A 22,052-nucleotide genomic window follows, 5' to 3' on the forward strand; every position below is an offset into this window, starting at 1 on the left:
ATCCGAACCGCCCCCGTCCCCCCGCCGCAAACCGGCGTCAAAAAGAACGCTAATGCATCGTCGGGATCACGAAGCTCGCGCCCTCCTTGACGCCGGAAGGCCAACGCGACGTGACCGTCTTGGTCTTGGTGTAAAACCGCACGGAATCCGCCCCGTGCTGGTTCAGATCTCCAAAGGAGGAGCGCTTCCAGCCGCCAAAGGTGTAATAGGCCAGCGGCACGGGGATCGGCACGTTGACCCCGACCATGCCGACATTGACGCGGGCGGCGAAGTCGCGCGCGGTGTCGCCGTCGCGGGTATAAATCGCGACGCCATTGCCATATTCATGGTCGTTGCACATGCGCAGCGCGGTATCGAAAGTATCGGCGCGCGCCACCGACAGCACCGGCCCGAAAATCTCTTCCTTGTAGATGCGCATGTCCGGCGTGACGCCGTCGAACAGGCAGCCCCCCATGTAAAACCCGTTCTCATAACCTTGCAGCGAGAAGCCGCGCCCATCGACCAAGAGTTTCGCGCCCTCGTTCACGCCGAGGTCCACGTAAGCCTTGATCTTGTCGAGATGCGCCCGCGTCACCACCGGCCCGTAATCGGCGGCAAGGTCGGTCGAAGGCCCGATCTTCAGCGCCTCGACGCGCGGAACAAGCTTTGCGATCAGCGCGTTGGCGGTCGCCTCGCCCACCGGCACGGCGACGGAAATCGCCATGCAGCGCTCGCCGGCCGAGCCGTACCCGGCGCCGATCAGGGCGTCCACCGTCTGGTCGAGATCGGCGTCGGGCATGATCACCATATGGTTTTTCGCCCCGCCGAAGCACTGCACGCGCTTGCCCGCCGCGCAGCCTCTCGCGTAGATATATTCAGCGATGGGGGTCGAGCCGACAAAACCGACGGCGCGGATATCGGGATCGTCCAGAAGCGCGTCCACCGCCTCCTTGTCGCCATTGACGACATTGAGGATGCCGGCGGGCAGCCCTGCCTCGATCATCAATTCCGCCAGTTTGAGCGGCACGCTGGGATCGCGCTCCGACGGTTTTAAAATAAACGCATTACCGCAGGCGATGGCCGGGCAAAACTTCCACATCGGAATCATCGCCGGAAAGTTGAACGGGGTAATGCCGGCGACCACGCCCAGCGGTTGGCGCAAGGAATAAAGGTCAATGCCCGGCCCGGCGTCGGTGGTGTATTCCCCCTTCAGCAGATGCGGGACGCCAATGCAAAATTCCGCCACTTCCAGCCCGCGCACAATATCGCCGCGCGCGTCGGGCACGGTCTTGCCATGCTCGCGCGCCAAAAGCTCGGCAAGCTGGTCCATGTCGCGGTTCAACAGCTCGACGAATTTCATCAGCACGCGGGCGCGGCGCTGCGGATTGGTCGCGGCCCAGGCCGGCTGCGCGTCGCGGGCGTTTTCCACCGCCGCGCGCAGCTCGGCCTTGGAGGCCAGCGGCACGCGCGAGATCACCTCGCCGGTCATGGGCTGAAAACCGTCGGCGAAACGCCCGGATGTCCCTTTGACGTGCTGGCCGCCGATAAAATGCGTCAATTCGCGCAATTACGCCTCCCTTTTTGTTGATTTTTGCGGGGTTGCGGGTCTTGAGGCAAGGCACGCCGCAGCGTAATCAATGTGCGAAAATCCATGATCCTGGCTGTATTATACGAAAGTCTTGCCGCATGGACGCGGATCAAACGTGTGCCGACGGGCGTTTATCGCGATACGTTTCTTGTTAAATTGCGCCACGCCCAAATGAGAATTTCATGTCCTTTTTCGCCCTGAACGACGACCATCGCGCCATCGCCGAAATGGCCCAAAATTTCGCGCGCGAAAAAATCGCCCCCCACGCGCTCGACTGGGACGAGCGCAAACATTTTCCAGTCGACGTTTTGCGCGAGGCGGCGGCGCTCGGCATGGCCGCCATTTACACAAGTGAGGACATCGGCGGCTCCGCCCTGTCGCGCCTCGACGCCGCCCTGATCTTCGAGGCTTTGGCGCGCGGCTGCCCGACCATCGCGGCCTATCTCTCCATCCACAACATGTCGACCTGGATGATCGACCGCTTCGGCGACGAATCCCAGCGCGCCAAATGGGGGCCGTCCTTAAGCCGCATGGACCTGCTCGCCTCCTATTGTCTCACCGAACCCGCAGCCGGCTCCGACGCCGCCGCCATAAAAATGAAGGCGCGCCGCGACGGCGATTGTTACGTCCTCAACGGCGTCAAACAATTCATCTCCGGCGCCGGCGCCTCCGACATTTACGTGATCATCGCGCGCACCTCGGACGACGGCGCGCGCGGCATGACCGCCTTCGTGGTGGAAAAGGACGCGCCGGGCCTCAGCTTTGGCGCCAATGAGCGCAAAATGGGCTGGAACGCCCAGCCGACCCGCCAAGTCATCTGCGACGACTGCCGCATTCCCGCCGCCAACCGCCTCGGCGAAGAAGGCCACGGCTTCAAGATCGCCATGGCCGGTCTCGACGGCGGGCGCTTGAATATCGCCGCCTGCTCGCTCGGCGGCGCGGCGGAGGCGCTCGACAAGGCGGTGGCTTACATGGCCGAGCGCCAGGCCTTCAACAAGAAGCTCAATACTTTCCAGGCGCTGCAATTTCGCCTCGCCGACATGGCCATCGACCTCGAAGCCTCCCGCAGCTTCTTGTGGCGGGCGGCCAGCGCGCTCGACGCCAAGACGCCGGACGCCACCGCGCTGTGCGCCATGGCGAAAAAATTCGTGACCGACGCCTGTTTCACCATCGCCAATGACGCGCTGCAATTGCACGGCGGCTATGGCTATCTGGCCGATTACGGCGTGGAAAAAATCGTGCGCGACCTGCGCGTGCATCAAATTCTCGAAGGCTCCAACGAAATCATGCGGCTGATCGTCGCCCGCCGCCTGATCGAAGAAAAATAGGGAGGGGAATATGACGACCATCGCCTTCATCGGCCTCGGCAATATGGGCGGCCCGATGGCTCTGAATCTGGTCAAAGCGGGCCATCGCGTGCTCGGCTACGATTTTTCCGCCGCCGCGCTGCACAAGGCCGGGGGCGGGGGCGTCGAGCCGACGCCGGGCGGCGCTGTCGCCGCCTCGCAAGCCGACGTCGTCATCACCATGCTGCCCACCGGCAAGCATCTGCTCGCCGCGCTCGAAGGCGAAGACGGCATCCTCAACGGCGCCAAACCGGGCGCGCTGCTGATCGATTGCTCCACCGTGGACACCGACAGCGCCCGCGCCGCCCATGTCCTCGCAGCGCAACGCGGTTTTGGATCCGTGGACGCGCCGGTGTCGGGCGGCGTCGGCGGCGCGGTGGCGGCGACCCTCACCTTCATGGTCGGCGGCGCGGACGAGGCGGTGGCGCTGGCCCGTCCGATCCTTGAGAACATGGGCAAGAAAATCGTGCATTGCGGCGGCCCCGGCGCCGGGCAGGCGGCAAAAATCTGCAACAACATGATCCTCGGCATTTCCATGATCGCCGTGTCCGAGGCTTTTATTCTCGGCGAAAAGCTCGGCCTCAGCCATCAAGCCCTGTTCGACGTCGCCTCCACCGCTTCGGGCCAATGCTGGGCGCTGAACACCTATTGCCCGGTCCCCGGCCCGGCGCCGGCCAGCCCCGCCAATCGCGATTACGCGCCAGGCTTTGCCGCCGCGCTCATGCTGAAGGATTTGAACCTGTCGCAGGCGGCGGCCGAAGGCTCCGGCGCCTTCACCCCGCTCGGCCGCCGCGCCGCGGAAATTTTCACCGCTTTCGCCAATGCCGGCGGTGCGGAAAAGGATTTTTCCGGTATCATCGCATTTTTACGCGCGGCCGAGGGCTAAGCGATGAGCTACGAAACCATTCTGGTGGAACGCCGCGACCGCGTCGCCCTGATCACGCTGAATCGGCCCAAGCAGCTCAACGCCCTCAACGTGCAAATGGCCCGCGACATCACCGACGCCGCGCAAAAATTTGATGCGGACGAAACCATCGGCTGCATCGTGGTGACCGGCGCCGCCAAAGCCTTCGCGGCCGGCGCCGACATCAAGGAGATGACGGACCTGTCCTATATGGACGCGCACCGGCTCGACTGGTTTCACCTTTGGGACCGCCTCGCCGATGTCCGCAAACCGATGATCGCAGCCGTCTCCGGCTATGCGCTCGGCGGCGGCTGCGAACTGGCGATGATTTGTGACTTCATCATCGCCGCCGACACGGCGAAATTCGGCCAGCCGGAGGTCAAGCTCGGCGTCATGCCCGGCATTGGCGGCTCGCAGCGCCTGACCCGCGCCGTGGGCAAGGCCAAGGCCATGGACATGATCTTGACCGGCCGCATGATGGACGCCGCCGAGGCCGAACGCGCCGGCTTGGTCTCGCGTGTGGTCGCGCCGGAAAAACTGCTCGACGAGGTTTTCGACGCCGCGAAAACCATCGCCGCGATGTCATTGCCCTCGACGCGCATGAACAAGGAGGCGGTCAACGCCGCCTTCGAGACGGGCCTCGCTCAAGGCGTGCGGTTCGAGCGCCGGCTGTTCCAGGCGACTTTCGCCATGCGCGACCAGAAGGAGGGCATGGCGGCGTTCGTGGAAAAACGCCCGCCGAGCTTCAGTCATGACTGACGAAGGGACCGACATTGACGCCGTTGTGGTCGGGGCCGGCGTGGTCGGCCTTTCCGTCGGCCTCGCCCTCGCCCAGACCGGGCGCGAGGTGGTCGTGCTGGAGGCGGCGGAACGGATCGGCTCGGAAACCTCCTCGCGCAACAGCGAGGTGATCCATGCCGGCCTTTACTATCCCACCGGCAGTCTGAAAGCCCGGTTCTGCGTCGCCGGACGCAAGGCGCTTTATGACTATTGCGAAAGCCACGGCGTCGCGCACAAGCGTTGCGGCAAGCTGGTGGTGGCGACCGACGACAGCGAAATGCCCGCCCTGCGCGCCCTGGCGCAAAAAGGCTGGGACAATGGCGTGGACGATCTCAAACTGATTTCGGCGCAGGAGGCGCGCGCCCTGGAGCCGGCGCTGTTTTGCGTCGGCGCGATCCTGTCGCCCTCCACCGGCATTTTCGACAGCGCCGCCTATATGCTGGCCCTGCGCGGCGATTCCGAGGCGGCGGGGGCTTCCTTCGCCTTCAACACGCCTTTTGTGGCCGCAAGCATCGAGGACGACGGCATCGCCGTGGAGACCGGCGGCGCCGAGCCGATGCGGCTGAAAACCAGTCTGCTCGTCAATTGCGGCGGCCTGCATGCCTCCCGCGTCGCGGAAAATATCGCCGGGCTCGACCCAACCCATATTCCGCGAACCCGCTACGCCAAGGGCAATTATTTCACCCTGCCGGGACGCGCCCCGTTCACGCGGCTGATCTATCCCATGCCCACGGCGCATGGGGTCGGCCTGCATCTGACCTTCGATGTGGGGGGGCAGGCGCGGTTCGGACCGGACGTCGAATGGGTGGAGACAATCGACTATGGCGTGGATTCGCGTCGCGCGCAAAATTTTGGCGATGTGATCAGGCGCTATTGGCCGGGCGCGCCCAAAACCGCGCTCACGCCGTCCTATTGCGGCGTCAGGCCCAAGATCGCCGGACCGGACCAGCCGGCGGCGGATTTCCGCATCGACGGCCCGGCGGTCCACGGCGTTCCCGGCCTGATCAACCTGTTTGGAATCGAGAGTCCGGGCCTGACCTCGTCGCTCGCGATCGCAGCGCATGTCATTCGAATCATCGGGCAATGACGCCGGCCGCCTCCAAGTCCGACGGCGGCTTTTGACAAAAAATCCTTTAAAAACAAATTAAAGACAAGAATGAAAGCGTTAACGGACCGGCGAATACATGTTTAGCTCAAGGCCCCGGCGTTATTCGACTTGACCACGACATGCCCCAACTCCGGACGCCCAAAAAATCACATCGTGAAGTTATTGTGAATCAAGCTCTATCGGGCTGGATTTCCGCATGGCGCAACGACGCTCGGATCCTGGCAAGTCACGCGCGGACTCCGGCAGGTCGCGGATATGGATCGGCGTCCTAAAGCCCCTATCTTTTGTCGCGACGGCGCCCCTCGTCGATAACTGACGGCTGCGGGGTTTCGAGCGTTTCTTCGCCCGCGTCGATCGTCTGCGCGTAGCGAACGATCAAATACATCAGGCCCAGCAGGACAGCCGAGCCAACCCACAACAAATACTCCTGCGGGCTGGGCAGGGTCGATTGCACGGGCATGGTGATGAGTTTACGCACCAGCACGACGATGGCGACTTCAACAAAAGTGTCCACATTGAGCTTGTGGCCGCGCATGTAGCGGATTTCGGCGGTGATCAGCGCCGAAACCGTCCACAGCAGCATCAGCGTGCCCAGGCCGTGCAAAAAACCCTGCGCGAGATTGTCCGCGCCCATCGCGTTCCAGATGTCCTGCACGAACAGCCAGGTGAACAGCAGGACGGCGGCGCCGAGCGCCAGACCGAGCACCAGATGCGCCAGGCCGTTGAGCCAGGACATGACGTCCAGCACAAAATTGTTGAAGGGCCGCAGCCCCTCGGGCAGTTTCACTTCATTGATGGATTCGACATGCGGCTCCACAGGGCCTCCAACGAAAAACCGGGCCTCCAACGAAAAACCGGCGCTCTGCGCGCCGGCTCGATCGTTACGCCGCCTGCTTCTTTGGCGTCAGCAGCTTTCTGTTGATCAGCGACTCCGCGATCTGCACCGCATTGAGCGCGGCGCCCTTGCGCAGATTGTCGGAGACGCACCAGAAGGCGAGGCCGTTCTCCACCGTCGCATCCTCGCGGATGCGCGAAATATAGGTGGCGTCCTCGCCGGCCGCCTCGTGCGGGGTGATGTAGCCGCCGGTCTCGCGCTTGTCGATCACCAGCACGCCCGGCGCCTCGCGCAGGATGTTGCGCGCCTCGTCCGCCGTCACCGGCTTCTCGAATTCGACATTCACGCTTTCCGAATGCGAGATGAAGACGGGCACGCGGACGCAGGTTGCGGTCAGCTTGATCTTGGGGTCGAGGATTTTCTTGGTCTCCGCCATCATCTTCCACTCTTCCTTGGTAAAGCCGTCTTCCATGAAGACGTCGATCTGCGGAATGAGGTTGAAGGCGATGCGCTTGGGGAACTTCCTGCTCTCGACCTGATCGGACACGAACACCGCGCGGGTCTGGGCGAACAACTCGTCCATGCCCTCCTTGCCGGCGCCGGACACCGACTGGTAGGTCGAAACCACCACGCGCTTGATGACGAAAGCGTCGTGCAACGGCTTTAACGCCACCACCAGCTGCGCCGTGGAGCAGTTGGGATTGGCGATGATGTTCTTCTTGGCGAAACCCTTGAGCGCGTCGGCGTTGACTTCCGGCACCACCAGCGGCACGTCGGAATCATAGCGCCAGGCGGAGGAATTATCGATCACCACGCACTTTTGCGCTGCGATCCGCGGCGACCATTCCTTTGACACGTCTCCGCCGGCCGACATCAGGGCGATGTCGACATCGGCAAAGTTGAAAGTGTCGAGATGCTTGCATTTCAGGATCTTGTCGCCATAGGACACTTCCGTGCCGATCGAGCGCGAGGAGGCGAGCGCCACCACCTCATCCGCCGGGAAACGGCGTTCGGCCAGAATATCCAGCATTTCGCGGCCCACATTACCCGTGGCGCCGACGACAGCGACCTTGTAACCCATGATCCTCTCCAGAATTCAGCCCGTTTGCCTACAGCATCGGGCGATCAAGGGCAATGCGCCTTGTGAGCCGCGTTCTCTGCTTCGCCGCCTCAGCCCTGCTTCACCGTGAAAGGATCGTCGCTGAACAGGGACCAGGCGGAAAAGAACATGGTCGCGATCAACGGCCCGATCACCAATCCGTTGACGCCGAATGACGCGAGGCCGCCGATGGTGGCGACGAGCACGACATAATCGGGCAGCCGTATCCCCTTGCCCACCAGCAGCGGGCGTAAGAAATTGTCCACCGCCGTATTGGCCACGCCGAGCGTGACAGCGAGGATCAATCCCTTGGCGGCGGCGCCGGTCGCGACGAGATAGATCGCCGCCGGCGCCCAGATCAGCGCGGCGCCGATGGCCGGAAGCAGCGAAAGCAGGGTCATCACCGCGGACCAGATCAGCACCGAGGGAATGCCGACCACCCAGAACATCGCGCCGCTGATCGCGCCCTGCACCAGCGCGACGATGATGCTGCCCATCACCGTCGATTTGGCGACGGCGGAAAACCGTTCGAAAAAATGCTCGGTGTGGCGGCGTTCGAACGGACTGGCGTTCTTGATCGTCTCGATCAGACTGGCGCCGTCGCGCACGAAGAAGAACAGCAGATAAAGCATCAACAGAATGTTGACGAGCAGCAACGCCGTGCCTTGCCCGACATTGACCGCGCCGGTGGCGATGAACTGGCTCAACTGCCCGACCAGCGCGTTGACGCCCGACTTGAAGTCGCCGACATCGATGAAATTGTTGTTGGCGACGAAATCGCGTAGCGAGGCCGGGATCGCCGTCCAGATCTCATCGAGCGTTTTCGCGGGATCGAATTCGCGGTCGCGCGTGGCGACATACAAGGCTGTCGCTTCCCGCGTCAGCGAGGCGAGCAGGACCGAGGCCGGCAGCACGACAATGCAGACGCAGGTCATCACCGACAGCGCGGCGGCGGCGCTTTTCCTGCCGTTCAGCGCGCGAACGAAGCGCTTGTTGGCTGAGTCCACCACGACGGCCAGAATGGCGGCCCACAATATCGCCCCGTAAAACGGCAAGAGTAGCCACGCAAACGCGACGGTTGCGAAAACGACGACGAAGGAAAACGACAGTCTCGCGCTCAACGATGAAGGTGTGGTTCCCATAACCTGCCTGTTCAAACCCGTGACATCGACGATTTGGCGTTTCTAGAGCGCGAAGCGTTTCCACGGAAACGCATCGCGCTTTAGACACTTTGTTTTCTCATGATCTTTTCCGAAAACCGGCGTCCACTTTTCGGGATCATGCTAGCCGAAAACCGGCGGCAATATTGCGAAAAAATGCGCCGGCTCGCAGCGGAGCCACCCTCTCATCGCCGGCACGCGCTCACGCCTCCAATTCCGCTTTGCCCAATTGCTCGGCCTCCCGCGCCAACCGCGCCGCGATCACCGCCTCGTCGAGCGCCGGCGTCCAGCCGCAGGCGGCGAGCAGGGTTTTCATGTGATCGGGCGCGCAGGCCTCGACCTCGACCGGCGGCTTGCTGTTCGAGATCGGGATGGAAATGGCGCGGGCGTGCAGGTGCAACTGCTCGCCGGGCGCCACGCCGGGGCCATAGATCGGATCGCCGAAAATCGGGAATTTTTCGGCCGCGCAATGTACGCGCAACTGGTGCGTCCGCCCGGTCAGCGGTTTGAGCTCCAGCCAGCACAAATCGCCGCCACGCCCCAAAACCCGCCAGCGGGTCTGCGCCGGTTGTCCATCAGGGTCCACCTTCATCCACCAGCCGCGCGTGGCGTCGAGCCGCCCGAGGGCTAAGTCGATCAAACCTTCGTCCTCGCTGGGGCCGCCGCGCGCCACGGCCCAATAGGTTTTGGCGATGCGGCCGTTCTTGAACAGCTTCATCAGCTTTTCCAGCGCCTTGCGGTGGCGTCCCAGCACGAGGCAGCCGGAGGTGTCGCGGTCGAGCCGATGCGCCAAAGCGGGATCGCGCGGCAGGCCGAAGCGCAGATGCTTGAAGGAATCCTCAAAGGACTCGCCGCCCTTGGGGCCGCGATGCACAGGCAGGCCGGCGGGCTTGTCCACCACCAGAATCAGCCCGTCGCGATAGAGCAAGCGCGCATGGATGGCTTCCGGCGTCATCGGGAAACGATTATTCGGCGTTTGGGGATTGCGCGTGCGACCATGCCCGCTTATCGCAGATAGTCCTGACGCTGAGAAGGGCTTCGCCCCAGGAGAGGCGCATGAGCGAAGAGAAAAAGGCCGGCTCGACTTTCATGGAACGCATGTTCGGCGTGAAGCCGAAGGCGAGCCAAAAGCCGGAACCCGAGTTTTCGCCCGAACCCGAGGCGTCGCCCGAGGACCAGCCCGAGCCGCTCGTTTCGCTTGAGGACGAGGCGACCGCCCTCGCGCTTGAGCCGGACTCTCCCGAACCCGAGTCCGAACCCGAAGCCGAGCCAGAGTCCGAGTCCGAGGAGCCGGCCCCGCCCGCCCCCGAGAAGAAAAGCTGGTGGCGCCGCCTGCGCGAAGGTCTCGCCCGCTCGTCCTCGTCGATCACCCAGGGCATCGCCGACATTTTCACCAAGCGCAAGCTCTCGGTCGATACGCTGGAGGAACTGGAAGACGTTCTCGTGCGCGCCGATCTCGGCGTCGGCGCCGCCTCCCGCATCGCGGCGGCGGTGGGCAAGGGCCGCTACGAGAAGAAAATCGAGCCGGACGAGGTGCGCGCCATCCTCGCCGACGAGGTCGAGCGCATCCTCACCCCCGTGGCCCTGCCGCTCGAAATCGACGAGACCAAAAAACCCTTCGTCATTCTGGTGGTCGGCGTCAACGGCTCAGGAAAAACCACCACAATCGGCAAGCTGGCGAAAAAATTCACCGATGAGGGCAAGACCCTCATGCTCGCCGCCGGCGACACTTTTCGCGCTGCCGCGATAGAGCAACTAAAGGTCTGGGGCGAGCGCCAGAACGTCCCGGTGATCGCCCGCGCCCCCGGCGCCGACGCGGCGGGCCTTGCCTTCGACGCCATAAAAGCGGCGCAGGAGCAGAACACCGACATCCTCCTGATGGACACGGCGGGCCGCCTGCAAAACCGCACCGAACTGATGGCCGAACTGGAAAAGATCGTCCGCGTCATGGCCAAGGTGGACCCGGAGGCGCCGCACGCGGTGCTGCTGGTGCTCGACGCCACCGTCGGCCAGAACGCCTTGAGTCAGGTCGATATTTTCGGGAAGGTCGCCGGGGTGACGGGCCTGGTGATGACCAAGCTCGACGGCACCGCGCGCGGCGGCATCCTCGTCGCCATTTCCGAACGCTTCGGCCTGCCCGTGCATTTCATCGGCGTCGGCGAACAGGCCGACGATTTGGAGCCCTTCGCCGCCCGCGATTTCGCCCGCGCCATCGCCGGATTTGACGACTAAATTCTGGAAAACAAATGTCTTCGCAAAAGAAAATCAATCCCTTCCTGAAACTGGTGCTGGAAATGGGGCCGCTCGCCCTGTTCTTCCTCGCCAATTCCAAACCAGCCCTGTTCGCCGGCCTGTTCGGGCCGCTGCTGCCGGCGGGTCTGCCGCCGGAAAAACTGGCCATGCTGACCTCGACCGGCGTGCTGATGGTCTCGGTCGTGATCGCGCTGATCGCCTCCTGGGTGCTGACGCGGCAATGGCCGGTCATGCCGCTGGTGACGGCGGTCGCCGTTCTCTTCTTCGGCGGCCTGACCTTTTTCTTTCAGGACAAGACTTTTATTCAGCTCAAGCCCACCATCGTCAACGGCCTGTTCGGCTCCGCCCTGCTGATCGCGCTGGCTTTTAACAAATTGCTGCTGCCGGCCGCGCTGGACAGCGTGCTGCACCTCGACGAACAGGGCTGGCGAAAGCTCACTTTTCGTTGGGGGCTGTTCTTCTTCGTTCTGGCCGGCCTGAACGAAGCTGTGCGCCTGACGCAAACGTGGGACTTTTGGGCCGGCTTCAAAAGTTTTGGGATTATGCCGCTGACGCTGGTTTTTGCGCTCGCCCAGACGCCGTTGATCATGAAGCACGAGATCAAGGCCGATGAGGAGAAGGAGCATTTTTAAGCGGAAGGCCGGCCTTGGCGCAGACCGCAAAGTTAAGGCGATAGGCCGAGCGCCGAGTTTCGATTTGAGTTCTTAAAGACGTAAACCATTACCGAGTCAGAGGTGGATATCGGTGAACGCAACGATTAGGAGTTTTACCCAATGCCCATTGCGGCCGCATGCGAGATAGTTCAAAACGCGGATTATATTTATAATAGGCAGAGTCGTTGTTTTGTCCGCCGTAACCACAGTTAGGATCAGCCGCATGATCGACCTGGGTAATCCACGCACCATAAAAATTTCATCCGACACTACAGAATTGTTGGCGCAAATCGATGGGTCACTCGCGGAGTTCAATAAGCTACGCCCTCTCGACCGAGATACTGAAGTCAGAATAAAGATGGCTTTTTTACCGGATAGGGTAACGGCAAGCTTAAATATGGAGGGCATTATAGCCACGCGCAGGCAAACGCTTGCTGTCTTGGATGCGATGACACTAAATGAAAATTCATCGAAGACTGAGCAGGAAATTCTCAACGCGCTTGAGGCGGATGAATATACGTTCGAGGGATCACAGGATATAAAAGGCCTTTCCGAGCATTTTATAAGAGAGATAAATGCTCTTATAGAGAGAAGGATCGGCGAAGCGCCTGGCGCATTCAGGCTTAGAGATATATCAATATCACAGGCAGTATTCAAGCCGCCAAGTCACTATGAGGTTCCCCAATTGATAACGAGACTTGTAGATATATATAATAACGGCGGATTTGAACACGCTGTTGTTGGTGCTGTTTGGTTGCACAATAGATTTACTTACATCCATCCGTTTTTAGATGGAAATGGACGAACGGGAAGGCTGCTCCAAGATTATTGCTTGTTGAAAGGTGGGCTTTTTCCAACAGGAATTCCATCCGCAAAGAGGGACGACTATTATGACGCGCTCGCATCGGCTGACGCCAATGACTGGAATCCGCTTATACAGATCGTAGCTCTACGCGAACTAGAGGTAATTGCAAAAGCGTTTGCTGTGGCGAATGAGAGACAGGAGCGCAGCGCTTGGATTAAAGCTCTCGCTCGTAAAGCTAGCGATAAAAAGGCGGGTGCCCTTTATAAACAATATCTCGTTTGGTCTCATAAAATGAGCGAGATTAGGGCTGTGTTTGAATATGCAGCAAGGGAATTTAATGAGGCGTCTGAATTTATCATCGTCCATATAGATAATTTTGATCTTATAGACTTCTCAGTGTGGAAAGAGATTTGTGAGCGGGGTCACTCGACAAAAACATGGTCGTTTTCGCTAACATTTCAGGTGGAAAATCAAAGACTGTTTAAATATGTGTTTTATTTTAGAAGGCATAAATTTAACAGATCGGATATATTCAATTCAAGCGCGCCTATTGTAGGATTGTTTGTTACAGGGGGGGCGTATGAAGATAAATATGAGTTCAGCGGAAAATTTGTTGATTCTGGAGTCCGACTCAGAGAGGTGTTATTCTTTCATGAGGAAACTTATGAGTATATAGGCATAGGGGAGTACGACAAAGATTTACACGGCCATTTTGTCGAAATAACAACGTGCAATTATGTAGACGATATCAACTTAATAGTGCAAAAGTTCTTTGAGGATATCTTGTTGAAGAAAATAGGGATATAGAGTTGTAATAAAATACACATGACGACCTGATTGTGAGGAGCTGCCACCACCTCGGGATTTGCGGAAAGTTTGTGCTGTTTCTGAATGGTCGACTCAGCGTGTGCCGAGACGGGATTAGTCACCAAGTGGTAGCTCGTGGTCACCCCGAGAGACGCGTTTAAGCCGAGAAATGATCAGGCTACGCCGCTTCTTGCCTACGACGCCCAGGATTTACTCCGACGATGCCGAACAGACGGCGGCGCTACACCACCGCCAGCGGCTTCTTCTCAATCGCCGCCAAAACCCTCTGCAAATCCGGCCCGCGCTTCAAAATAAGTCCCGTCTGCGCCACCACCGAATACGCCCCCTGCTTGCGCGCGAGCTTAGGCTCCTTCACCACCCGGTAAAACGCCGCCTCACCCGTCCGCCGAAAAATCGAGAAAATCGCGCGATGCGGCGAAAAATCCATGGCGTAGTCGCGCCAAATCCCCTGCGCGACCATGCGTCCGTAAATATTCAAGATCGCCTGCAACTCGCGCCGATCAAACCCGACCGTCGCCGTTTCAGGGGGCGACAGGCGGAAAAGCTGAAAACTGGGTTCGGTCTGCTCCTGATCCAAACTCGGCCGCCTGACGCTCGATGACGAAAACATGAACTGCTTTCGCCGGTCATGCAAGGGTTGAAATCCCACCGGAAAGCCCGATATGACGGCCCGAACCCAAACCACAGTCCAAGCATACGGAGAGAAGATGACGGACGAGACCGCAGCCCCCGCCGAGAAGCACGTTTTTCAAGCCGATGTGGCGCGACTGCTGCACTTGATGGTGCATTCGATCTACAGCGAACGCGATATTTTCCTGCGCGAACTGATTTCCAACGCCGCCGACGCCTGCGAAAAGCTGCGCTACGAGGCCAACACCACCCCAGCCCTGATCGAGGACGGCGAAGCCTTCTCGATCAAAGTCGCGCTCGATCCCGAAAATAACACCCTGTCGGTGATCGACAATGGCGTGGGCATGAACCGCGACGAGCTGAATTCCGCGCTCGGCACCATCGCCAATTCCGGCACCCGCGCCTTCCTCGAAAAGATGAAGGCCGCCGAAAATTCGCCCAACGCCGCCGAACTGATCGGCCAGTTCGGCATCGGGTTCTACTCCTCTTTCATGGTGGCGGATCGCGTCGTGGTGGACACCCGCCGCGCCGGCGAAGACCAGGCCTGGCGCTGGATTTCCGACGGCAAGGGGGACTATGAGGTTTCCCCGCTGGCGCTGGAGGAAGCGCCCGCGCGCGGTTCCCGCGTCACCCTTCATCTCAACGAGGAGTCGAGGGAATATCTGCAAGCCTACAAGATCGAGCGGCTGATTTCCGAACATTCCAGCGCGGTGGCGACGCCGATCGACCTCGTCGAGAAACCCGGCGACGAACCGCGCCGCATCGGCGAGGGCGCCGCGCTTTGGGCGAAAAACAAGTCCGAAATCACGCCCGAGCAATACAAGGATTTTTACCAGAACCTGTCCGGCCAGTTCGACGACCCCGCCCTCACCATTCACTGGCGGGCGGAAGGGCGCGCCGAATATACGGTTTTGGCCTTCGTGCCGGCGTCGCAGCCGTTCGACCTGTTCGACCCCTCGCGCAAAGGCAAGGCCAAGCTTTATTCGCGCCGCGTGCTGATCTCGAAAGAGGCGGACCTGCTGCCGGGCTATCTGCGCTTCATCCGGCTGGTGGTGGATTCGCCCGACCTGCCGCTCAACGTGTCGCGCGAACTGGTGCAGCAGAATCATGTTTATGCCGCCATCAAGAAGGGCGTGGCCAACCGGCTGTTGCAGGAACTGACCAAGCTCAGCGAGAACGAGCCGGAAAAATTCGCGGAGGTTTGGAAGCATTTCGGCCCCGTGCTCAAGGAAGGCCTCTACGAAGACCCCGAGCGCCGCGACGCCCTGTTGAAGATGGCCCGCTTCGCCACCACGGCGCAGCCGGAGGGCGGGCGTTCGCTGGCCGATTACGTCGCCAACCTGCGCCCCAACCAGACCGCGATCTATTATATCGCCGGCGATGGCGCCGAGCGCGTCGCCGCCAGCCCGCATGTCGAGGGTTTTCGCGCCCGTGGCGTCGAAGTGCTGCTGCTCAGCGATCCCGTTGACGCGTTCTGGGCGCAAAGCGCGACCGGTTTTGACGGCAAGCCGTTCAAGTCGATCACGCAAGGCGCGGCGGACATCAAGAACATCGATGTCGTCGATGAATCGGAGAAGAAGGACGAGAATCCCGCAGGATCGGCGAAATTCGTCGCCGCCGCCAAGAGCGTGCTGGAAAACGTGGTCGAGGACGTGCGCGTTTCCGACCGTCTGTCCACCAGCCCCGCCTGCCTGATCGCGCCGGAATTCGGCCTCGACCTGCGCTTGCAGCAGATTCTGGCGTCGCACGGCCAGGCGCCGGAAAAAGCCAAGCCGGTGCTGGAGATCAATCCGAATCACCCGCTGGTGGTGGCGCTGGAGGACAAGACCGGCGACACAGCTTTGTTCGAGGACGCGGTCTGGCTGCTGTTCGACGAGGCGCGGCTGATGGACGGCGAGGCGCCGCATGATTCCAGCGCCTTCGCGGCCCGGTTGATTCGCGTGCTTGGCAAGGCGGCGGGAGCGCAGAGCTGACCGAAACGCCAAATTTCGCCGCCGACGAACCTTTGTCGGCGGCGCGCCGGCGCCTCGCCGCCGCCCTCTCCGCCGCCGGCAAGGAGCCGGCGGATCTGGAGGCGCGCTTTCTGCTGGAGGCGGCGACCGGTTTGGGCGCCTTGGCTTTGCTGACGCGCGGCGACGAGCTTTTGGGCGGCGCGGCGAAACAGTTGCAAAATTTTGCCGCCCGCCGGCTTACGGGCGAGCCGGTCAATCGAATCATCGGAACGGCCAATTTCTTCGGCCTCGACCTTGTGGTCGCGCCAAAAGTGCTGGACCCGCGCGCCGACACCGAAATTCTGGTGGAAACCGCGCTGGAGCTGCTGGCGCGAAAAGGGATGACAAAACCCCGCATTCTCGACCTCGGCGTCGGCTCCGGTGCGATTTTATGCGCGCTGCTCGATTCGCGGCCGGACGCTTTTGGCGTCGGCGTGGATTTGTCGCCGGAGGCCTGCGCGGCGACACAGATCAATCTGGCGCGGTGCGGCCTCGCCGCGCGTGGAAAAGTGATTCGCGGCGACTGGGCCGCCGCGCTGGCTGGCCGCTTCGATCTCATCGTCTCCAATCCGCCCTATATCAGCCATGCGGAACTTGGCGGTCTCGACCGCGAAGTGCGCGACCACGATCCCGTTCTCGCGCTCGACGGCGGCGCCGACGGGCTCGCCCCCTATCGCTTATTCGCGGTCGAACTGAAGCGGCTGTTGCGGCCCGAAGGCGTCGTTTGCCTGGAAATCGGCTGGACTCAAGGCGCGGAGGTCGCCGCGCTCTTGAGCGCCGCAGGCTGGAGCGGCGTCTCCTGCCGCAGGGATCGCGCCGGGCGCGACCGGGTGATCGCCGTGGAAAGCTGAGCGGAGCCGCCGCCAGCGCCGGCGCATTATCGCGTCGTCAATGGAAATTGCAGTTTGTGCTTGGCTTTGCGGGAAAATACGTCTAGTCTTCATATAAGCAAATACCAAGTTGCGCCTCATGCATCGCCGAAGTCTCGACGCCGGGTGAGCGTGAAGCTCAACCATTCGGATGTCGCCAAGCGAAAATAGCGCGGTTCGAGCAATCTGGTGTTTTCTGCTGGCTCCCTCACAGGAATTTTCTCGAAGGAAAGCGGCTTGCGGCATCACCCGCGGCCATTGCCGATCAGGCGGACATGCTGAATTGCAATTTCGATCCCCCGCCTGGAGCAGCGCGCGAAGACGCAGGCTTCATCAAAGCGCTGCATGATCAAAGAGTCCCGAATCGACAGCGATTCGAAGGGCTCGAGCCCATCCGCCAAGGCCGAGGCCTTAGTCGCGGATTTACTCAGGGACTGTAGATGAGACCTGGTCAAAACAACAACAAGCGTATGCGTGGACGCAATAACCGCAAGGGTCCGAATCCGCTGACGCGGACTTACGAATCCAACGGGCCCGACGTGAAAATACGCGGAACCGCCCAGCACGTTACCGAGAAATACCTTCAACTGGCGCGCGACGCGCAAGCCTCTGGCGATATTGTGGTCGCGGAGAATTACCTCCAGCACGCCGAGCATTATTATCGCATCATCGCCTCGGCCCAGGCGGCGCAGGCCCAGAATCAGGGTTTCGGGCGTCCCGGCGAGGAGATGGAGGAGATCGACGAAGACGACGATTTCATCGCCATGCCCGACCGGTTCGCTTCGCCGTTTGAACGCGCCCCGCTGATCGGCGCGCCCGGCCCGAATGGTCAGGGACAGCCGATGAACCCAATCGGCATGGGCCAGCAGCCCTATCTTGACCGCCCCGCCTTCACCGGCGAATTCATGGATCGCCCGCAAAACGGCGAACGCCAGGGGCAGGATCGTCCCGAACGTCAAGATCGTCCCGAACGTCAGGATCGGCAGGACCGGCCCGAGCGTCAGGACCGCCAAGTTCAGGACCGGCAAGGGCAAGACCGCCAAGGGCAAGACCGCCAAGGGCAGGAGCGCCAGGGACAGGAGCGCCCCCATCGCAACGACCGCCGGTTCGCCCCCCAAGGCGATCGTCCCGATCGTCCCCAGCCGGGCCGCAACCGCTTCCGCGATCAGCCGCGCTTCGAGCCGGCGCCGGAGAACCGCGAGCAGCCGGATGTCGATTTCAGCGCGATGAGCGCGCTGCCGGCCTTCATCACGGCGCCGGTGCGGCCCTTGGCGCCCGCGCCGGTCGTCAACGAGGAGCAGCCGAGGACGGAACCGGCCGTCGCGCCCGCGCCGCCGCCCAGGCCCGCGCCTGTGGCCGCGCCCGCTCCCGCACCGGCGCCCGCTCCCGCACCGGCGCCCATTCCTGCGCCGGCGCCTTTGGAGCCCGCGCTGCAAACCGCCCCCGAGACCCCGCAAGCGGAGGGCGAAGCCGTTTTGGCCGTGCGTCCGCGCCGCCGCCGCCGCACCCGCGCCGACGAAGCGGCGCCGGAGGCCGGCCCGACCGAGGCCCCCGAGGCCAGTTCGGCCGAATGAGAGTCGGCGGCGCCTTCGGGCGCCGTTGTTTTTTCTACGTTTCTTTTTTTTCGTAATGGTTTCCCCTGGCGGCCCCTTTGCGGCGCCGCCCACGCCTCCCATATTTGCTTCGAGGACGCCCGCATGGGGTCCGAATCCGACGCCGCCTTTCCGCCAGACGGGGACTTGGCGTGCGAGCATGGAGGCCGTCATGAATTTCGAAAAGTTCACCGAGCGCGCGCGGGGTTTCGTGCAATCGGCTCAATCCCTCGCCGTTCGCGAGGGGCACCAGCAATTTTCTCCGCTTCATATGCTGAAAGTCCTGCTCGACGATGAGCAGGGCCTGTCGGCTGGACTGATTGATCGTTCAGGCGGGCGTTCGCGCGACGCATTGCAGCAGACCGAACTGGCGCTGGCGAAAATTCCCCGCGTCGAAGGCGCCGGCGCCGGCCAGCTCTATCTCGCCCCGACCACGGCGCGGCTGTTCGACAGCGCCGAAAAGATCGCGCAAAAGGCTGGCGACAGCTTTGTCACCGTCGAGCGGCTGCTGCTCGCTCTGACGCTGGACTCCTCCAGCGAAGCCGGAAAAATTCTGGCCGCCGCCGGGGTCAATCCGCAGGCGCTGAACGCGGCGATCGAGGATCTGCGCAAGGGTCGCACCGCCGATTCGGCTTCCGCCGAAAACGCTTATGACGCGCTGAAAAAATACGCCCGCGACCTCACCGAAGCGGCGCGCGAGGGCAAGCTCGATCCGGTCATCGGCCGCGACGAGGAGATTCGCCGCACCATTCAAGTGCTGTCGCGCCGCACCAAAAACAACCCTGTTCTCATTGGCGAGCCCGGCGTCGGCAAGACCGCCATCGTGGAGGGTCTGGCCCTGCGCATCGTCAACGGCGACGTGCCCGAGTCCTTGCGGGACAAGAACCTGCTGGCGCTGGACATGGGCGCGCTGATCGCGGGCGCCAAATATCGCGGCGAATTCGAGGAGCGGCTGAAGGCGGTTCTGAATGAGGTGACGGCGGCCCAGGGCGGCATCATTCTGTTCATCGACGAGATGCACACGCTGGTCGGGGCCGGCAAGGGGGAGGGCGCGATGGACGCCTCCAACCTGCTCAAACCGGCGCTGGCGCGCGGCGAACTGCATTGCGTCGGCGCGACCACGCTCGACGAATATCGCAAGCACGTCGAGAAGGACGCGGCGCTGGCCCGGCGTTTCCAGCCGGTGTTCGTCAGCGAGCCGACGGTCGAGGACACCATTTCGATCCTGCGCGGCCTCAAGGAAAAATACGAGATGCACCACGGCGTGCGCATCAGCGATGCGGCGCTGGTGGCGGCGGCGACGCTGTCCAACCGCTACATCGCCGACCGCTTCCTGCCGGACAAGGCCATCGACCTGATGGACGAGGCGGCGTCGCGCCTGCGCATGCAGGTCGATTCCAAGCCGGAGGAGCTTGATGAATTCGACCGCCGCATCATCCAGCTCAAGATCGAGCAGGAGGCGCTGAAAAAGGAGACCGATCAGGCCTCGAAAGACCGTCTGCTCAAGCTGGAGGCGGAACTCGCCGATCTCAACGAGAAATCGTCCGAGTTGACCGCGCGCTGGCGGGCGGAAAAGGACAAGCTCGGCGTGGCGCAAAAGCTGAAGGAACAGCTTGAGGCCGCCCGCAACGATCTGGCGGCGGCGCAAAGGCGCGGCGATTACGCCGAGGCCGGGCGGCTGACCTATGGCATGATTCCCGATCTCGAACGCAAGCTCGCCACCACCGAGGAAAAGGCCGGCGCGGTGCTGGTGGACGAGGCGGTGACGCCCGACCATATCGCGCAGGTGGTGTCGCGCTGGACCGGCGTGCCCGTGGACAAGATGCTGGAGGGCGAACGCGCCAAGCTGCTCAAGATGGAAGACCAACTCGGCAAACGCGTGGTCGGCCAGCAGGAGGCGGTGACGGCGGTGGCGACGGCGGTGCGGCGCGCCCGCGCCGGTTTGCAGGATCCCAACCGTCCGATCGGCTCGTTCATGTTCCTCGGCCCGACCGGCGTCGGCAAGACCGAGCTGACGAAAGCTCTCGCCAGCTTCCTGTTTGACGACGAGACCGCCATGGTCCGGCTGGACATGTCGGAATATATGGAGAAGCACTCTGTCAGCAGGCTGATCGGGGCGCCTCCGGGTTATGTCGGCTACGAGGAGGGCGGCGCGCTGACCGAAGCCGTGCGGCGCCGGCCCTATCAGGTCGTGCTGTTCGACGAGATCGAGAAGGCGCACCCGGATGTGTTCAACGTGCTGCTTCAGGTGCTGGACGACGGCCGCCTCACCGATGGCCAGGGCCGGACGGTGGATTTCCGCAATGTCGTGGTGATCATGACCTCCAACCTCGGGTCGGAATTCCTGGTGATGCAGAAGGAGGGGGAGGAATCCGCCGCCGTGCATGATGAGGTGATGGCGGTGGTGCGCGGCCATTTCCGGCCGGAATTCCTCAACCGCGTCGACGAGATCATCCTGTTCCACCGTCTCAGGCGGGAGGACATGGGCGCGATCGTGGACATTCAGTTCGGCCGGCTCTGCCGCCTGCTGGAGGATCGCAAGCTCACGCTGAGGCTTGCCGACGCCGGTCGCGACTGGCTGGCGGATAAAGGCTACGACGCCGCCTATGGCGCGCGTCCGCTGAAGCGCGTCATCCAGAAATATGTGCAGGATCCGCTGGCCGAGAAAATCCTGGCCGGAGAGGTCACGGACGGCGAGACCATCGAAGTCTCCGTGCGCGACGGCCAATTGACGCTGGGCGGGGAGATCGTGCCCTTCCCCGGCGGCGGCATGGCGCGCCCGCCTCATGTCGCGCTCAATTGATGCGGACTACGGTTTAAAGCAAGACCGCATGAACGCAAAAAAACCCGCCGGTGTAACGCCGGCGGGTTTTTTGTCGCGCGCGCCGCGATCAGCCTTCGTCGTCGGTCTCGATGTCGCCGTCGATCAGATCGGCGACGTCGTCGTTATCCTCCTCTTCCTCTTCGAGGAAAGTGTCGTCGGCGACGTCGTCGTCGCCCAGATCGACGTCGTCATCGACCACGGCCGCGTCCTTTTCGCTGGCGGGGTCGGCCTCCTCGAGCGGCACGAGTTCAGCGCTCGCTTCCGGCGTTTCCGGCTCTTCATCGTCGGCCGGGGCGGGGCGCGCCGCAGCGCGCGCCAGCACAGGCGGCACGAAAATGGTCCCGCATTTCGGGCAAAGGATCGGATCACGATTAAGGTCAAAAAATTTCGCGCTGCAATTCTGGCATTGGCGCTTTCCGCCGAGTTCAGGTTTTGCCACGTGCTATCCCTTGTGGTCTGCCGGCGGGCGCCGGAAATCTCCATCGGACGGTGGGGTTATTCGCGCCGCGCGTCGCTGTCAATCCGGTATCGCGCCGAATGGGCCGGGGTCAATCAAAAGCTTCGGACAAGGCGGCGCACCCGGGACGGGGCGTTTTCGAGGCGATGAGACTCTTGGCGGCTGCTCCGATTGGGGCGCAAAGCACCATGCCGATATCCGCGCCGATCAAGACAGTCGCCGCGAGGTCTTGATGATGCGATGTTTCCGGCAATTCACTCCGCGAAGAACACGAAATAGCCGATCATGACGCCGAACACGGCGAACAGGCCGATCAGCCCCAAAAACATCACCAGATCGTCCTGGGTGGGC

General features: G+C 62.1%; 18 protein-coding genes. 11 read left to right on the forward strand and 7 right to left on the reverse strand.

What is annotated here, in order from left to right; genetic code table 11:
* Nucleotides 1-49: 49 nt before the first annotated feature.
* Nucleotides 50-1,546: a CoA-acylating methylmalonate-semialdehyde dehydrogenase gene (locus CCR94_RS01665; protein ID WP_104506149.1), complete on the reverse strand. Its 1,497-nt coding sequence runs from the start codon at nucleotides 1,544-1,546 to the stop codon at nucleotides 50-52.
* Between the two features lie 203 nt (nucleotides 1,547-1,749).
* On the opposite strand from CCR94_RS01665, the gene CCR94_RS01670 reads away from it, so the two are divergent.
* The 4 genes from CCR94_RS01670 to CCR94_RS01685 are packed head-to-tail and all read left to right on the forward strand — an operon-like array spanning nucleotide 1,750 to nucleotide 5,684.
* Nucleotides 1,750-2,895: an acyl-CoA dehydrogenase family protein gene (locus CCR94_RS01670; RefSeq protein WP_104506150.1), complete on the forward strand. Its 1,146-nt coding sequence runs from the start codon at nucleotides 1,750-1,752 to the stop codon at nucleotides 2,893-2,895.
* Nucleotides 2,896-2,905: 10 nt separating this feature from the next.
* Nucleotides 2,906-3,799: a 3-hydroxyisobutyrate dehydrogenase gene (gene mmsB, locus CCR94_RS01675; RefSeq protein WP_104506151.1), complete on the forward strand. Its 894-nt coding sequence runs from the start codon at nucleotides 2,906-2,908 to the stop codon at nucleotides 3,797-3,799.
* Nucleotides 3,800-3,802: 3 nt separating this feature from the next.
* Complete coding sequence (locus tag CCR94_RS01680; RefSeq protein ID WP_104506152.1) at nucleotides 3,803-4,576, forward strand: enoyl-CoA hydratase; 774 nt, start codon at nucleotides 3,803-3,805, stop codon at nucleotides 4,574-4,576.
* On the forward strand, nucleotides 4,569-5,684 hold the full coding sequence (locus tag CCR94_RS01685) for an NAD(P)/FAD-dependent oxidoreductase (protein WP_104506153.1): 1,116 nt from the start codon (nucleotides 4,569-4,571) through the stop codon (nucleotides 5,682-5,684). The genes CCR94_RS01680 and CCR94_RS01685 overlap by 8 nt, the downstream gene beginning before the upstream one ends.
* Before the next feature lie 298 nt (nucleotides 5,685-5,982).
* On the opposite strand, the gene CCR94_RS01690 is transcribed toward CCR94_RS01685, so the two are convergent.
* The 4 genes from CCR94_RS01690 to CCR94_RS01705 form a co-directional block, all read right to left on the reverse strand.
* Nucleotides 5,983-6,522, reverse strand: coding sequence for a phosphate-starvation-inducible PsiE family protein (locus tag CCR94_RS01690; RefSeq protein WP_206605752.1), 540 nt, complete (start codon nucleotides 6,520-6,522; stop codon nucleotides 5,983-5,985).
* A gap of 64 nt (nucleotides 6,523-6,586) precedes the next feature.
* Nucleotides 6,587-7,621 carry an aspartate-semialdehyde dehydrogenase gene (locus CCR94_RS01695; RefSeq protein WP_104506154.1) on the reverse strand — a complete coding sequence of 345 codons (1,035 nt, stop codon included), beginning with the start codon at nucleotides 7,619-7,621 and terminating at the stop codon, nucleotides 6,587-6,589.
* Between the two features lie 89 nt (nucleotides 7,622-7,710).
* Nucleotides 7,711-8,781 (reverse strand): AI-2E family transporter, encoded by a 1,071-nt coding sequence (locus tag CCR94_RS01700; protein ID WP_104506155.1) that lies wholly within the window; start codon nucleotides 8,779-8,781, stop codon nucleotides 7,711-7,713.
* Between the two features lie 220 nt (nucleotides 8,782-9,001).
* On the reverse strand, nucleotides 9,002-9,754 hold the full coding sequence (locus CCR94_RS01705) for an RluA family pseudouridine synthase (RefSeq protein WP_104506156.1): 753 nt from the start codon (nucleotides 9,752-9,754) through the stop codon (nucleotides 9,002-9,004).
* Between the two features lie 101 nt (nucleotides 9,755-9,855).
* Here CCR94_RS01705 and ftsY point away from each other — a divergent pair, with 101 nt between their 5' ends.
* From ftsY to CCR94_RS01720, 3 genes are all read left to right on the forward strand, one after another.
* On the forward strand, nucleotides 9,856-11,031 hold the full coding sequence (gene ftsY / locus CCR94_RS01710; protein ID WP_210200285.1) for a signal recognition particle-docking protein FtsY: 1,176 nt from the start codon (nucleotides 9,856-9,858) through the stop codon (nucleotides 11,029-11,031).
* A gap of 14 nt (nucleotides 11,032-11,045) precedes the next feature.
* The gene (locus tag CCR94_RS01715) at nucleotides 11,046-11,684 is read left to right on the forward strand and encodes a septation protein A (RefSeq protein ID WP_104506157.1); all 639 of its coding nucleotides are present in this window, start codon (nucleotides 11,046-11,048) and stop codon (nucleotides 11,682-11,684) included.
* Nucleotides 11,685-11,928: 244 nt separating this feature from the next.
* The gene (locus CCR94_RS01720; RefSeq protein WP_146089803.1) at nucleotides 11,929-13,317 is read left to right on the forward strand and encodes a Fic family protein; all 1,389 of its coding nucleotides are present in this window, start codon (nucleotides 11,929-11,931) and stop codon (nucleotides 13,315-13,317) included.
* A gap of 241 nt (nucleotides 13,318-13,558) precedes the next feature.
* Here CCR94_RS01720 and CCR94_RS01725 read toward each other — a convergent pair whose 3' ends face one another.
* Nucleotides 13,559-13,948: a DUF2794 domain-containing protein gene (locus tag CCR94_RS01725; RefSeq protein WP_104506159.1), complete on the reverse strand. Its 390-nt coding sequence runs from the start codon at nucleotides 13,946-13,948 to the stop codon at nucleotides 13,559-13,561.
* Nucleotides 13,949-14,045: 97 nt separating this feature from the next.
* On the opposite strand from CCR94_RS01725, the gene htpG reads away from it, so the two are divergent.
* The 4 genes from htpG (at nucleotide 14,046) to clpB (ending at nucleotide 21,223) form a co-directional block, all read left to right on the forward strand.
* The gene (gene htpG / locus CCR94_RS01730; RefSeq protein WP_104506160.1) at nucleotides 14,046-15,941 is read left to right on the forward strand and encodes a molecular chaperone HtpG; all 1,896 of its coding nucleotides are present in this window, start codon (nucleotides 14,046-14,048) and stop codon (nucleotides 15,939-15,941) included.
* A gap of 32 nt (nucleotides 15,942-15,973) precedes the next feature.
* On the forward strand, nucleotides 15,974-16,810 hold the full coding sequence (gene prmC / locus CCR94_RS01735) for a peptide chain release factor N(5)-glutamine methyltransferase (protein WP_244593893.1): 837 nt from the start codon (nucleotides 15,974-15,976) through the stop codon (nucleotides 16,808-16,810).
* A 488-nt stretch (nucleotides 16,811-17,298) separates the two neighbouring features.
* Nucleotides 17,299-18,402 (forward strand): DUF4167 domain-containing protein, encoded by a 1,104-nt coding sequence (locus tag CCR94_RS01740; protein ID WP_104506162.1) that lies wholly within the window; start codon nucleotides 17,299-17,301, stop codon nucleotides 18,400-18,402.
* 190 nt (nucleotides 18,403-18,592) lie between these two features.
* Nucleotides 18,593-21,223, forward strand: coding sequence for an ATP-dependent chaperone ClpB (gene clpB, locus CCR94_RS01745; RefSeq protein ID WP_104506165.1), 2,631 nt, complete (start codon nucleotides 18,593-18,595; stop codon nucleotides 21,221-21,223).
* Nucleotides 21,224-21,311: 88 nt separating this feature from the next.
* Here the strand turns inward: clpB and CCR94_RS01750 are convergent, their stop codons facing one another.
* Nucleotides 21,312-21,683 carry a TIGR02300 family protein gene (locus CCR94_RS01750; RefSeq protein ID WP_104506163.1) on the reverse strand — a complete coding sequence of 124 codons (372 nt, stop codon included), beginning with the start codon at nucleotides 21,681-21,683 and terminating at the stop codon, nucleotides 21,312-21,314.
* Nucleotides 21,684-22,052 lie beyond the last annotated feature (369 nt).

This window comes from Rhodoblastus sphagnicola (assembly GCF_002937075.1).
GTDB lineage: Bacteria > Pseudomonadota > Alphaproteobacteria > Rhizobiales > Beijerinckiaceae > Rhodoblastus > Rhodoblastus sphagnicola.